Origin of the sequence: Altererythrobacter sp., from assembly GCF_050299635.1 — a bacterium.
Lineage (GTDB): Bacteria > Pseudomonadota > Alphaproteobacteria > Sphingomonadales > Sphingomonadaceae > Erythrobacter.
Genome location: NZ_JBNKWF010000023.1, coordinates 36,017 through 50,201, shown reverse-complemented (window position 1 = coordinate 50,201; position 14,185 = coordinate 36,017). Strand labels below are relative to the sequence as shown.

General features: G+C 60.0%; 10 protein-coding genes. 6 read left to right on the top strand and 4 right to left on the bottom strand.

Features of this window, described 5'->3' with window-relative positions; translation table 11 throughout:
• Nucleotides 1-704: hypothetical protein (locus ACQY6C_RS12115; protein WP_427969078.1), on the top strand; the 704-nt coding region annotated here is incomplete at its 5' end.
• A 1,347-nt stretch (nucleotides 705-2,051) separates the two neighbouring features.
• Here the strand turns inward: ACQY6C_RS12115 and ACQY6C_RS12110 are convergent.
• Nucleotides 2,052-2,510, bottom strand: coding sequence for a cache domain-containing protein (locus ACQY6C_RS12110; protein ID WP_427969076.1), 459 nt, complete (start codon nucleotides 2,508-2,510; stop codon nucleotides 2,052-2,054).
• 281 nt (nucleotides 2,511-2,791) lie between these two features.
• On the opposite strand from ACQY6C_RS12110, the gene ACQY6C_RS12105 reads away from it, so the two are divergent.
• A complete protein-coding gene (locus tag ACQY6C_RS12105; RefSeq protein WP_427969074.1) occupies nucleotides 2,792-4,858 on the top strand; it encodes a M13 family metallopeptidase in 2,067 nt (688 codons plus the stop codon).
• A gap of 655 nt (nucleotides 4,859-5,513) precedes the next feature.
• Nucleotides 5,514-7,724, top strand: coding sequence for a M3 family metallopeptidase (locus ACQY6C_RS12100; protein WP_427969072.1), 2,211 nt, complete (start codon nucleotides 5,514-5,516; stop codon nucleotides 7,722-7,724).
• Between the two features lie 88 nt (nucleotides 7,725-7,812).
• Here ACQY6C_RS12100 and ACQY6C_RS12095 read toward each other — a convergent pair whose 3' ends face one another.
• From ACQY6C_RS12095 to ACQY6C_RS12085, 3 genes are read right to left on the bottom strand one after another with little or no spacing between them, the layout of a single operon-like run.
• Complete coding sequence (locus tag ACQY6C_RS12095; RefSeq protein WP_427969070.1) at nucleotides 7,813-8,553, bottom strand: ABC transporter ATP-binding protein; 741 nt, start codon at nucleotides 8,551-8,553, stop codon at nucleotides 7,813-7,815.
• Entirely contained in the window at nucleotides 8,550-9,503 is a 954-nt protein-coding gene (locus ACQY6C_RS12090; RefSeq protein ID WP_427969069.1) for a FecCD family ABC transporter permease, read from the bottom strand. Before ACQY6C_RS12090 ends, ACQY6C_RS12095 begins: the two co-directional genes overlap by 4 nt.
• Nucleotides 9,500-10,342, bottom strand: coding sequence for an ABC transporter substrate-binding protein (locus ACQY6C_RS12085; protein WP_427969067.1), 843 nt, complete (start codon nucleotides 10,340-10,342; stop codon nucleotides 9,500-9,502). The genes ACQY6C_RS12090 and ACQY6C_RS12085 overlap by 4 nt, the downstream gene beginning before the upstream one ends.
• A gap of 190 nt (nucleotides 10,343-10,532) precedes the next feature.
• Between ACQY6C_RS12085 and ACQY6C_RS12080 the strand changes: the two genes are divergently transcribed.
• From ACQY6C_RS12080 to ACQY6C_RS12070, 3 genes are all read left to right on the top strand, one after another.
• Nucleotides 10,533-11,606, top strand: coding sequence for a cell wall hydrolase (locus ACQY6C_RS12080; RefSeq protein WP_427969065.1), 1,074 nt, complete (start codon nucleotides 10,533-10,535; stop codon nucleotides 11,604-11,606).
• Between the two features lie 190 nt (nucleotides 11,607-11,796).
• The gene (locus tag ACQY6C_RS12075; RefSeq protein WP_427969063.1) at nucleotides 11,797-12,051 is read left to right on the top strand and encodes a hypothetical protein; all 255 of its coding nucleotides are present in this window, start codon (nucleotides 11,797-11,799) and stop codon (nucleotides 12,049-12,051) included.
• Between the two features lie 108 nt (nucleotides 12,052-12,159).
• Complete coding sequence (locus tag ACQY6C_RS12070; RefSeq protein ID WP_427969061.1) at nucleotides 12,160-14,124, top strand: putative bifunctional diguanylate cyclase/phosphodiesterase; 1,965 nt, start codon at nucleotides 12,160-12,162, stop codon at nucleotides 14,122-14,124.
• Nucleotides 14,125-14,185 lie beyond the last annotated feature (61 nt).

Here is a 14,185-nt window from a genome sequence, read left to right as displayed (position 1 = left end):
TGAACATGTACGCCTATGTAAGGAATGATCCCGTCAATGGGGTGGATCCGAGTGGTCTAGTGACTGCATGTGTAGTGGATTCGACTGGTTCCTATTGCTCAAGTGACAGTGACGATTGGGTAGGCTTCGATGGCATGAGTCCCGGCGCCTCCGGCTTCAGCGGAATGACGGTCGGATGGTGGGATACAAGTCGCGCACCAAAGGCAAAAATTCCGGAGCCGCAAAATGATGTTTGCGACGCTCCTGTGGTAACGGTCGGGCTGGGCGGTGCTGTAACTGGGCTGGTTGGCTCGAATTTCTTGCAGAGTGAGAACGGGTTTGATTTGGGGGTATCAATTCAAATCCATATCCCGACGGCTTTCGATTTGAGCAATCCATTTGCTGGCCTGCAAGCCTCTTTCACTTTGAGCGACAGCAAATTGTCAGGAAGCGGGGCGTATGTAGGGGCCGGTGCGAACGTGGTGGGTGGTTATGGACCTGCGCCCGCTTCTGGGTTCAGCACGAACAGCAGTAGGGGTTTTGGTGGCGGGCTTGGCCGAGGACCTTCTGCCAGCAGCGTCTTTTCATATTCTGGTGGCGAAGGTGCGAATACCACAGGGGGCACTGGTGCGGTTGGTGTGCGTCCAGGTGTTGGTGTGGGCGCATATGCGGCCGTCTATGACACGACGAACTATAATCTCGCCACCGCCCGCCTTGGATGTTGAAGGGTGTTCCGTAACATGCAAACTGCGATCAAGTTTCTCAATTTGGCAATCATTACCACGGGCATAATCATACTATTGCTGTCTCTTGTATGCCTTGCATTTTATGAGATCAGAAACTCGTGGGATATTAGCCCCTCTTTTGCCCAAACATTTGGAAGTCTTTTTGCGTTAAAGTACGATGATCGTGAGTTTTACGGAATCGTATATATGCTGATTGGAGCGATTGCCATTTTCGCCTGTCTGACCTTGTCCAAATTTCTGGCGAAGGGTTTTGAGAAAGCCAGATGATATCTGCCGCAAAGTGGACCGTGCTATGCTGGCAATTATAACATTAGTGCCAACTTCGATGCTGCGGGTGTGGGCAGCGGTGTGGCAGCATTGCGCGGCACACTTACAAATATTGACACGGGTGAAAGCTACAGTCTTTCAGGAAAGGGCGGGGCGTTAGATGGATCGATAGCAACTGGATTAGGTGTCGGTCGCTTTAGCATTTCGGGTACTGTTCATTCAGAAATAGTCTCAGCTGAGAATATCACCATTTCATTTTGGACTGTTGGATTTGATGGAGGGTATGGCACCGGTAATGCTTCGATAGAGGCTAACGATACGATGTCGAACCCCGGCGATACGTCAAACTATAGAAGTTTGGGCAAAGTCGAGGTTGGAGGTGGAGTGCTAGGTGGAGCATTTGTCGCTAGCTGGAGCGGGTTGAACTGGGATGGCAAAGTGCCGCCAACAAATTGTAATGGGAGGGCACAGTGAATAAAGATCTAGGTCGCTTCCTTATTTGCACCTTTGTATTAGCAGGAATCTTTCAGCTATTTTCAATATTCATCGACCCAAAATTCCAAGATACCAGCCTCCTGAAACTCGTAAAGAATTTCCTATTTCCACTCTCAATACTTGTTTTGTTTTCTATGTCGTCCGATAAAATAAATAGGATTGCATTTGTATCATTTTCGTTAATATATACTCTTATGATAGTTTTCGAAGAATTCTCATATTCACGGTTGGGTTATATATACTCCCTTGTCTGGCTTTTTTTGTTTATTTTTCTCCTTGTTCAAGGAAAATTATCAAAAAACTCCTGAGTACGCCGAACGCGCACGGGGTGGCATTGCAGGCGGCAATCTCCTCGCTTGTAAATGCGCCGGTACCGATTGCGTCTAGTCGCCGCCCTCACCAAGCAACGCTTACAATTACGGTGACAGTGCACTTAATTGATGCTGCCATTGAAAATGCGTCAGTTTCAACTCCGGCGGCGCCCCTACGACGGGCACCGGCCAGCAGGTTGAGGCCGAGCGGAGCGGCGGTCGCTACAACCGCCGCCCCCTCGCCCGGTAAGCCTCAGTGATAATAGCCGACGCCGATCACGTGATCGTCAACCAGTTCGATCAGCGACATCTTGCGTTCGACCCGGTTGTCCGCCCGGTTGAGCCAGACATAGCTGATCTTGCCGTGGCCGGTGGTCTTGGCGATCTCGATCATGTCGCGCACGATCGGCTTGCCTTCGGCATCGGTCAGATCGAGCACATCGGAGCCAACCAGGTCCGGATGCGGGCCATAGGCTTCATATCTACCACAGGTGTCGAACGCGAAAACATAGAGCTCGCCGGTGTTGAACCGCCCGTCGGGCTGGTTGAATTCGGCCAGCGCCTTCTCCGCACCAACCGATTTGATTTCGGCCACGGCCCGTTCGAGCATGGCTTTCGCTTCCGCGGCGCTGGCATGCGGACCAGCAAGGGCAGCGGGAGCCGCACCAAGGGCGAGAGCACCGGCAAGCGCCAGGCGGACGATGGGATTCATGAGTTACCTCCATTTTTCGCCGGGTGTTTCAATCCACGGATGCGAGGTCTGCCTGATCGGCAAATGCTGCATCCGCGAACTCCGGCTCCCGTCGGCTAGCCTTTCGCGGAGCCCGTGTCTCATGATCCAGATCAAATCGACCCAAAGTATAAGGCCCGAGATCACCAGCCAATTCGCCAGCCATGAAGCCCGCCGATGCGCCTTTGCAGTTCGCAGAGCGGCGCTGCCGAGATAGATCTATGCGGGCTAAGCGCGGCTCAGCATAGAATCAGGGGAATACCATGCATTTCAAACATTCGATTGCCGGCTCCGCGGTGGCTTCGGCGCTTGCTCTGGCGGTTGCCACGGCTGCGCCTGCATTTGCCGAGGAAGAGACCCTTCCAGAAGGCGTCAGCGCCGAGAATATCGTCGTCACCGGACACGCTTCAATCGGCGAGTTCGGAATCGACCTCAGCGCTCGCGATCTCTCGGCCAATCCGGGCGACGATTTCGAGCGCTATGCCTCCGGCACATGGCTAGACAAGACCGAAATCCCGGCCGACCGGGCTTCGGTCGGTTCGTTCAACAATCTGCGCGAGGATGTGACGGCACAGGTCAATGGCCTCATCACCGAGGCACCTGCGGGCACGCAATATGGCGCCCTGTACCAATCCTTCATGGACGAAAAGACGATCGAGAAGATCGGCCTCGCGCCGCTCAAGCGCGATCTCACGGCAGTCGATGCGATTTCCGACAAGGTTGAGTTCGCGCGCTTCATGGGCTCGACATACGACAAGTTCGGCGGATCGCTGTTCGGCGCCACGCCCTATGCCGATCCGGACGACCCGGCCATGAATTCGCTCTGGCTGTTTTCCTCAGGCCTCGGCCTCCCGGAAAAGGACTATTACTTCAACGAGAAGTTCGCCGCACAGCGCGGCGCCTATATCGACTACCTGACCAGGACCTTCAAGGTGATCGGCGTGCCGAACCCACGCGAGGCCGCAAGCCGCGTGATGACCTTCGAGACCTATGTCGCCGAACTGAACTGGGACGTTGAGCAGACACGCGATATCGCCATGATCAACAACCCGATGTCCGGCGCGGAACTGGCAAACTATGCCCCCGGTGTCGATTGGGGCGCGTTCTTCGCAGGCAACAATATTCCGCCGCAAGACCGGATCATCGTGACTGACAATACCGCGATCAGGGCGATTGCTGCGCTCTACGCTTCAACCGATCTGGAAACGCTGAAGCTGTGGCAAAAGGCCCGCGTTACGCACCAGGCCTCGCCCTATCTCACCAAGAAGATGATCGATAGTCGCTTCAAGTTCACCAGCACCCTGTCCGGCGTCAGCGAAATCCGCCCGCGCTGGAAACGCGCGGTTGACCTGATCGACGGGCAGCTGGGCGAGCTGGTGGGCGAAAGCTACGTCCAGGAATACTTCCCCGAAGTGGCCAAGGTCCGCATGGACGAGCTGGTCAAGAACCTGAAGCTCGCCATGGCTGACCGGATTCGCGGCAATGAATGGATGAGCGAGGATACCAAGACCGCGGCGCTCGAGAAGCTCGACAAGATGGAAGTCATGGTCGGCTATCCCAAGGAGTTCCGCGACTATTCGCAGCTGCCAATGTCGCCCGATGACCTCTATGGCAACATGGTCGCAGCCACCAGGTTCAATGCCGACTATACGATGAGCGACCTTGGCAAGCCGGTCGATCGCAGCAAATGGGCGATGAACCCGCAAACGGTGAACGCCTATAATGGCGGGCTGGAAAACAAGATGGTGTTCCCGGCCGGAATCCTGCAGCCGCCCTTCTTCGATGCCTGGGCCGATCCGGCGGTGAATTATGGCGCGATCGGCGTGGTGATCGGCCACGAAATCAGCCACGGTTTCGACGATCAGGGCCGCAAGATCGACGCCAATGGCGCGATCAAGGACTGGTGGACGCCTGAAGACAACGAACGCTTCAAGGCAGAAGCCAAGAAGTTCGGCGAACAATATGCCGCATTCGAAGTGGTGCCCGGCGCCTTCATCAAGCCGGACCTGACCATGGGCGAAAACATCGCCGACCTGGCCGGGGTGCTGGTTGCCTATGACGCTTACCACAAGTCGCTGGGCGGCAAGGAAGCCCCGGTGATTGACGGGCTGACCGGCGATCAGCGCTTCTTCCTCGCTTATGCTCAGGTGTGGCGGTCGAAGGCGCGCGAGGATGCCCTGCGCAACCTGGTCACGACCGATCCGCACAGCCCGGCGCGCTATCGCACGATCGCGCCGCTGCGCAATGTCGATGCCTGGTACGAAGCCTTCGGGATCAGCCCCGACGACGCCATGTATATCGCTCCTGAAGATCGCGTCAGGATCTGGTGAATCGGATGCGGCGGGTGCTATTTGTGCCCGCCGCTCCCCCGTTTCAACAGTGTTCTCCTGGTAGCGTTATCGGGATTCTTGCCTGAGAGGCGATCTTGGACTCTAACCTCCGCAGGCACGAAGGGCCGGCGTGATCACGAGTGAGAAGATGTCGCTAAATTATTGACCTTCAGTGATAATATCCGATGCCGGATGCGCGCCCGAAATCCCCATAATACCTAAAGCATACCTGAAGTATTGCCAGAAAACGCTGGGGCTACAGGAAAACTTAAGTCCCCCCACTTGTAAAATTGCGCCATGGCTGGGGCCTCTTCGTTCGCATCTTCCCGCTGAGTCCTCCGGGTCGCACCAATTGGCTCAATCGAAGCGAGAACTTGCAAGCGCTATATGACCGAATGGATTCGATCCTGCGCCTCGCGCAGCAGGTGAATCGCTGGGTTCCGCTTGCGCATCACAATGCGCTCGCGGAGCCTTCCCGGCCTCCCTCCATTTCGACGATGACCCCTTCTCGATCGACCAACGCCGCATGACCGGTTGCAATTGCAATCAATCTCCTGTTCAAGGTCGGACAGCTAGGCGCTGGATTCCAGTGCCGTTTTCTTTTCCATGCCCGGCGCAGTCTTGCGCCTGGCTCCAGCACTAATCTGGAGACGTCATGAAGGCCCAAATCCTGGCCACGACCGCCATTCACATTTTCGGTGCAGCCCTGCTTGCCGGCTGCGCCACCACCAACGGAGCCGATATGGACCCGATTGCTGCCGCTCAAGATGCCGCCGATTACAGCCCGGCTATCCCCGAAGGCACCGGCTATTTCGCCAAGGACAGCACGCTGCCCTTCCATGCGCCGGATTTCACCAGGATCAGCGAGGATGACTACATTCCCGCTTTCGAGCAGGGCATGGCAATCCAGCAGGCCGAAGTCGCCGCGATCGTCAATAATCCCGCGCCGCCGACATTCGACAACACGATCGTCGCGCTCGAAAAATCGGGGCGGATGCTCGGCCGTGTGTCCTATGTTTTCTACGCGCTGACCGGCGCCAACACGACCGACCGGCTCGATGAGATCGACACCGAAATGGGGCCGAAGCTCTCCGCGCATTTCGACGGCATCTCGCTCAACCCCGCGCTCTTCGCCCGCGTGAAGGCAGTCTATGACAACCGCGCTGCGATGAGCATGACGCGCGAAGACGCCAGGCTGCTGGAAGAGACCTACAAGAACATGGTCCACGCCGGTGCGAAGCTCACCGATACGCAGCGCGAACAGGTCAAGGCGATCAATTCCCAGCTGTCGACGCTGACCACCGAGTTCAGCCAGAAGGTCCGCCAGGCGACGGTCGACAATGCGCTGATCGTGGAAAGCGCCGATGATCTTGCCGGACTTTCCGAGGCTGACATCGAATCCGCAGCCAAACTTGCCGCTGAAAAGGGGCAGGAAGGCAAATTCGCGATCGCCCTCCAGAACACTACGCGGCACCCGCTCAACCCCAGCCTCGACGATCGCATGACGCGCGAGCTGCTTTATTGGCGCAGCTATCACCGCGCCGATGCAAATGACGCCAACGACACGCGCCTGCTGCTGGCCAAGATCGTGAAATTGCGGGCGGACAAGGCCGCGCTTTTCGGCGATTCCGACTGGGCCAGCTACACCATGTATGACCGCATGGCGAAGAACCCCAAGACCGCGATCGACTTCATGGAACAGATGGTTCCCGCCCTCGCTGCCACCCAGCGCCGCGAAGCTGCGGAGTTGAACGAGCGGATCGCTGCCGACGGCAAGAATTTCGAGGTAAAGCCGTGGGACTGGAACTATTACGCCGAGAAGATCAAGGCCGAGAAATACGCTTTCGACGAAAGCGTGGTGAAGCCCTATTTCCAGATCGACAAGGTGCTGGAAGACGGTGTTTTCTATGCCGCCAACAAGCTTTACGGCCTGACCTTCAAGCGCCGCACCGATATCCCCGTCTATCACCCGGACGTGTCGACCTACACCGTCTATGACAATGACGGTTCCGAGCTCGGCCTGTTCTATTTCGATCCTTACCAGCGCCCCTCGAAACGCGGCGGTGCATGGATGAGCAACTTCGTGGACCAGAGCTATCTGTGGGGCACCAAGCCGGTGATCTACAACGTGCTCAACATCCCGAAGGCGCCCGAGGGCGAGGTGCAACTGGTCGATTTCGACAATGTGGAAACGATGTTCCACGAGTTCGGCCACGCGCTGCACGGCTTCTTCGCCGACCAGAAATACACCAGCCTCTCGGGCACGGCGACGGCGCGCGATTTCGTGGAATATCCTAGCCAGGTCAACGAGATGTGGGCAACCTATCCCGAGGTGCTGCAGCATTATGCCCAGCATTACCAGACCGGCGAAACGCTGCCGTTGGAGATGGTGAAGAAGATCCAGGCGACGCAGAAGTTCAACCAGGGTTACGACTTCGGCGAAGTGGTCGAAGCTGCACTGCTCGACATGAAGTGGCACGCGCTCTCGCCCGAACAGGCGGCAGCTATCGATGCGCCCGAGAAGGTCGACGGTTTCGAGGTCAAGGCGCTCAAGGAGCTGGGGCTGGAAATCGACCTGGTGCCGCCGCGCTATCGCAGCAGCTATTTCAACCACATCTTCTCTTCGCCCGCGGGCTATTCGGCCGGCTACTACAGCTATCTGTGGACCGAGATGCTCGACAAGGACAGCCGCAAGTGGTTCCTCGACAATGGCGGGCTCACGCGCGCCAATGGCGATCACTACCGCAAGGAAGTGATCAGCCGCGGCGGCACGATGGACTACTTCGAGATGTTCCGCAATTTCGCCGGGCGCGAACCCGATGTCACGCCGATGCTGCAATCGCGCGGACTTGTCGAAGAGAAGTAAGCGCAAGAGTGCATTGCCACACCGGAGGGCGGCCCGAAGCGGGTCGCCCTTTCTGTTTGGAGCCTGCAGCTTGCCGGGTGGCAACCACCTAGCTTGTAACCAGCGCCCTCGCACCGGGCTGCCCCAACCACTTGCCGGTCACACCCCAGACCTGCGCGATCACTTCGGGCGAAAGCGCCTGTTCGGGTGCGCCGTCCGCAACCGCCCGCCCCTGATCGAGAACAAGCACACGGTCGGCATGGTTCATCGCCATTGCCAGATCGTGAAGGACCAGCACCACGCCCGCCCCTTGCGCGGCGGCATCATGCAGGTTGCGCATCAATGCAAGCTGGTGCCCCAGGTCGAGCGCTGCGAGCGGTTCGTCGGCCAGAATCCACTCGGGCTCACCCGCCAGAACGCGGGCCAGCAGCGCGCGCGCCTTTTCACCGCCCGAAAGATGCGACACCGGGCGATGGCGCAAATCCTGCAAATCGAGCGTGGCAATGGCCCGCTCCACCGCCTCTACCCCGCGGTCGCGCCAGGGCATCCGACCAAGCCGAACCACATTTTCGACCGCCACGTCCCAGGCAACCACCGCCTCTTGCGGGAGATAGCCGATCCGGCGCGCGCGATCCTGAGGATGGATCGACGCCAGCGAAGCATCGGCAAGCGTAACTGCCCCGCTTTCCGCCATTAGCAGTCCCGCCAAGGCCATCAGCAGGCTCGACTTGCCCGCACCATTCGGCCCGCAAATCGCAGTGATCTGTCCTGGCGCGAAGCTGGCTGAAACCGCTTCGAGAACCTGCGCGCCGCCGCGCTCCAACCCCAGACTGTCGCAGGCCAGCGTCATATCCGCCCCCTCCGCATTCTGAGCAGCAACCAGAGGAAGAAAGGCGCGCCAATCAGGCTGAGCGCGATGCCCAGCCGCAATTCGGTCACGAACGGCAGTATCCGCACCACGCTGTCCGCCACCAGCACCAGCAAGCCGCCAGCCAGTGCGCTCGGCAGGATCAGGCTGGAGGGCAGCCGGTCGGTCAGGGGGCGGACGAGATGCGGCACGATAAGGCCGACAAAGCCGATGATTCCCGCCACCGCCACGCCTGCCCCGACGCAAAGCCCGATCCCCACGACCAGCAGCCACAGCAGCCGGTCGCTCCGAACGCCAAGCGAGCGCGCGGCGTCACTTCCCAGCGTTAGCGCGTCAAGCGGCCTCGCGGCAAATGCGAGCAGGAGTATTCCTAGCGCGACGAGAGGCGTGGCCAGCGTTACTTCGCGCCAGCTGCGGTCGGTCAGCGCGCCATTGAGCCACATCACGATCTCGCTCATCGCGAAAGCGCTGGGGCTAAAGGTGATGGCAAGCGCCGTAAGCGCGCCGGCGAGGCTGGCGATCATCAGGCCTGCGAGCGTGAACAGTGCAATTCCGCCCGAACGGCCCGCGATCAGCGCCAGCATCGCCATGCCCAGCCCGGCCCCCGCCAGCGCAAACAGAGGCAGCAGCCAGGCGCTCGCCGAATAACCGAACCACAGGCTCGCCACTGCGCCCAGCGCAGCCATCGGCGCGATTCCGAACAGGCCCGGATCGGCCAGCGGATTACGCAGATAGCCCTGCATCGCCGCGCCCGAAGCGCCCAGCCCTGCCCCGATCACGACCGCCAGAATGGCGCGCGGCAAGCGCAGTTCCATCAGGATCAGCGCGGCATTGGGCGTCGACGCAGGATCGATCCACACCCGCCCGGCCAGCAGCGAGAGCGGCAGTGCAAGCAGCAGCAATGCGCCGAAGATTAGCGAAGCGCGATTCATTCCGCCTCATCCCTGATCTCGACCAGCCTGTCGAGCGCACGCGCAATGGTTGGCCCACCGCAATAGAGCAGCGCCGGGTCGAGCGGCTCGATGCGTGTGTAGTGGAGTTTGGCTAGCGCGGGATGCTGCTGCCCGCGACTGTTCCCCGCAACCAGCAGAAGATCGGGAGGATTGGCAAGCACTTGCTCGAGCGAAAGGTAATCCGCCTGCCCCAGGCCGAGCGCTGCAGAATGGCTGGAGAATCCGGCATGGCGCATCAACGTGCCAATCATCGTCTGTTCTCCGGGCACGATCTCTCCCGGTTGCCACAGAACAGTACCGATCGGCGTTGCATCCGGCCGAGGCACACTATCTACCAAAGCTCGCTCGATCCGCCCGATCAGCGCTTCGCCGCGGTCAGGATGGCCTGCAAGCGCAGCGATGCGCCGGACCTGCGCAAAACTCTGCTCGACTTCGCCCGCGATGCCGAAGGTTTCCGTACGGAAACCCAGATCGGTAAGCGCTGCCGTTGTCGCAGGCGGCAGGAAGGCCCCCGCCAGCACGAGATCGGGATTGAGTGCAACAACCTCTTCCACGGTGCCTGAGGTGGCCTTGAACCGGCGCGCGGTCGCCGGATCAATCGAACTGGACGCGGGATCACGGCTAAAATGCGAAATCGCCAGGATCTGTCCAGGATCGGCGACTTCCACCAGGATTGCATCGGTGCAGGGATTGAGGCTGACGATGCCGGGCCCATCGCCGTCGCGCAGTGGTGCCGATGGCGCGGAACAGGCGGCAAGCGTGGCCGCAAACATGCTCGACACCGCAACCGCCCAGTTTCGTCTGTTGTGAAAGCTCATTCTGCCTATTGCTCCCCGCGCTGCCGCGATAGATGCGGCTTGCGCAGCCTGCAAGGCCTTGGGGCGACCGGCCTCAGCACATTAACCTCCTGAAATGCAGTGTTCTCTTTCGGGACGCGCGCGAGGCCATGCTCGCCATTGGTGGCCCCTTATTCTACGCGCCCTGAGCGCGGATTTCGCCAAGCATTTCATGACTGAACATTTGACACGCCTCCTTCGCGCTCTGCGCCACCGGAATGACAAACCGGGCCATCTCGGCCGGCGCTTCATCGTGCTTGCGGCGGCGATAGGCGTTCCGGCATTTGCCGCTCCCGCCGAATGGACGTTCGATGGAATTGGAGCAGCGGATTCCGATCCCCTCCAACTCGCCATGCAACAGGAGACGATGCCCTTCGAATCCGCCGGGATGAGCTTTCCCGGATCGGCGTTCTACTATCTGGAAGATGCACCGCAGGCTCCCGTCGCTCTGCCATCGCTTGACCCGAACGAGACGCAGCCAGAAACCGGGCACCTGGGCATGGTTCTTGACGCGGGACCCGTTGCAAGATCATTCGCGTCGGCGGGAACCGGGCTCGACCGCGCCCGCGCGCTGCAATGCCTGGCGCAGGCGGTCTATTATGAAGCGGCAAGCGAAAGCGAAGCGGGACAGCGCGCGGTGGCGCAGGTTGTGCTCAACCGCGTGGCGAACCGGGCCTGGCCCTCCAGCGTATGCGGCGTGGTGTACCAAGGATCTCAGCGCAGCACCGGCTGCCAGTTCACCTTTACCTGCGATGGTTCCCTGACGCGCAAGCCCAGCCGCAAGGGATGGGACCGCGCAATGATGGTTGCCGCCCACGCTCTCGCCGGCGACGTTTATGAGCCGATTGGCCTGGCGACGCATTACCACACCAACTGGGTCAATCCCTATTGGGCGAAGACGCTCGACCTGGTCGGGACTATCGGTGCGCACCGCTTCTATCGATCGCGCGGAGCAAGTGGCCATCCCTCAGCCTTTACCACTCGCTACAGCGGGCATGAGATCGCCACTGCGTCTCTGACCTTGCGCACTGCCCAGGTGCCGGTTGCAAGCGAGAGCGTCGCCCCCACCCGCTCGGGCCCAATGCCAGCTTCCAGCGCAATTACCGGAACCCCCGCCCCCTCCCTCGCCACACCGGCCAAACCAGTTTCGCAGGTCAACAGCGGATATGGCGGAGCGGGACAGGTGAAAGCCGAATATGCCAGCGCAGGCCGGTGGCTCGACGACCAGGTCACAGGCAAGCAATAGGCACCGCCCGGCTAACGCATGCAGCGAGCCCGGCCCTGGTTAACGACTGCGAAACCCTGTCATGGAACCAAGCCTTAGCGAGCGGCGGATATATCGCCTTCCCCGTCGCTGAAAATCTGCAAGGACTCGCTTGATGCTCACCCTACCGGCCGCCTCCATCTCGGCAGCTTGTTCCCCCCTTGCACGAGCAATGGGCAAACGCGCCGTCGCCCGCGCAGCCAATGACAATGGCGAGCATGGAACGTCCGATCTGATGCTCAACGCGGCGCTGCGTCACTTCGCGGAGCATGGCCTGGGTGCAGCGCGGGCGGCACGCGAGAAGGCCGAAGCGGCATTCTTTGCCGGCGATCGCGAGAGCTATGACTGGTGGCTCGGCGTCTGCCGCACACTCGACCGCAGGCTTGCGGCCTCTGTCGAGCGCGACACCCGTCCCCGGCGCGGTTGAGTTCGGTAGCCTCCAAGCATTTGCCCGCAAAGCAATATTTGTCTTCGTAATTCTGGTAAGCAAGGCGTTAACTTGCCAGTGACGTCTTTGCGTTATGCCCGATTGGTCATGGCGGGAGACAAGCACTTGACCAGACTGCGCGACCTGTACGCGCATCACACGCGCACGGACAAACTGTCCGAGCGTGTGAAGCATACGCTTGTCCGCACGCTATACACCCAACCCGCAAGTCTTGCGATCGGGGCGATCAACGGCATTGCCTCCACTTTCATCGCCGCATGGGCCGCCAACCTCAATGTGCTCTATGGTGGCTGTGTCATCCTGACGGTGATTGCGATCGCCCGCCTGGCCGCTGCAATCCGTCTCTCCCCGGATGAAGGCAAGACCAGCACCCGCACGCTTGAGGTGATCTACGAGGTTGGCGCGTTCAGCTATGCGTTTGTACTCGGCCTGATTGCCGCGCTCACATTGCTAACCCAGGCTGGCGTAGCCATTGAAGTGCTGATGGTCACCAATGCCGCCTGTTACGGCGTCGGAATCTGCGCGCGCAATGCGGGCCGCCCGCAAATCGCAATGGGGCAGTTGTTCCTTACATGCCTGCCGATCATGGCGGCATCGCTCTGGATCGGAACGCTGCCCTTCATTGCGCTGTTCTTCACCATGCTGCTGCTGTTCCCGGCGATGATGTCGATCACCTTCAACGTCTTCAAGGTGCTGCGGGATTCGATCAGCGCCGCCGAAACGAGCGCGGAACTGGCAGAAAAGATGCAGCGGCTCGCGCGAACCGACGTTGTCACCGGCCTCGCCAATCGTGCCGGCCTGAATCACGCGATGGTGGAGACTATGGCTGCGGTCAATGAGGATACGCGCATTGCGGTGATCTGGATCGATCTCGACCGCTTCAAGGAAGTCAACGACCTGCTGGGCCATCCGGTTGGCGACCGCGTGCTGATCGAAGTTTCCCGCCGATTGCGCGAAGTCACGCCCGAAGGATCGACCATCGCCCGCTTTGGCGGAGACGAGTTCATAGTCTGCTGCCCGATCGTCGACCGCAAGCATAGCGAAAAGATCGCCAGCGAGATCCATGCCGAGATCATGCGACCGATCCGGATCGAAGGTGACCGGCTGGAAGTGCGCGCTTCGCTGGGCGTTGCTCTGCTGCCCGAAGACGGAACCGACGCTGATGCCCTGATACAGAATGCCGATCAGGCGCTCTATCACGCCAAGATCGGCGGGCGCAGCCAGACCAGGTTCTTCGATCAATCGATGACGCGCGACCTCGTGCGGCGCCGCGAAATCGAAGGCGAACTTCGCGCCGCCATCCAGCGCGACGAACTGTCGATCTTCTTCCAGCCGATCGTCGATCTGCAAACCGGCAAGATTCGCACCTTCGAAGCGCTGGTGCGCTGGTTCCATCCGGAAAAGGGCGAATTGCGGCCGGACGAGTTCATCCCGGTGGCAGAGGAATCGGGCGTGATCGTCACCCTCGGCAACTGGATTACCGCACAGGCTGCCCGCGCCTGCGCCAAGTGGCCCGAAGACGTGACCATCGCAGTCAACCTCTCTCCGCTGCAGATCAAGGCGCCTGGCGCCGCACTGGGAATCCTCAGCGCGTTGCGCGACGCGAACCTCGACCCCTCGCGGCTCGAACTGGAAGTGACCGAAAGCCTGTTCGTCGAAGACAACCACGCAACGGCCAGCTTCATTGAGGATCTTTCGAACGAAGGCGTCCGTTTCGCTCTCGACGATTTCGGCACCGGCTATTCCTCGCTGGCCTATATCAACACCTTCCCGTTCAAGAAGATCAAGGTGGACCGCAGCTTTGTTTCGGGCCCGAATGTCGGCCAGAAGAGTGACGCCATCATCCGCGCCGTGGCCGAAATGGGTTCTCGCCTTGGCATGGACATCGTCGCCGAAGGTCTCGAGACGATCGAGCAGGTCCAGGCCGTACGCGAAGCCGGCTGTAATCTCGGCCAGGGCTATTACTTCAGTCGCGCGGTCCCGGACTATCTGGCCGCCATGCTGTTGGCGCAGGAGCGCGCGACGCTGGAGCAGCAACGCAGGATCGCCTGAGCGCGCAGGCCCGCGGCCCCTCAACCGCTCACACTGGCCATTGCGCAACGATCTTTCAGTA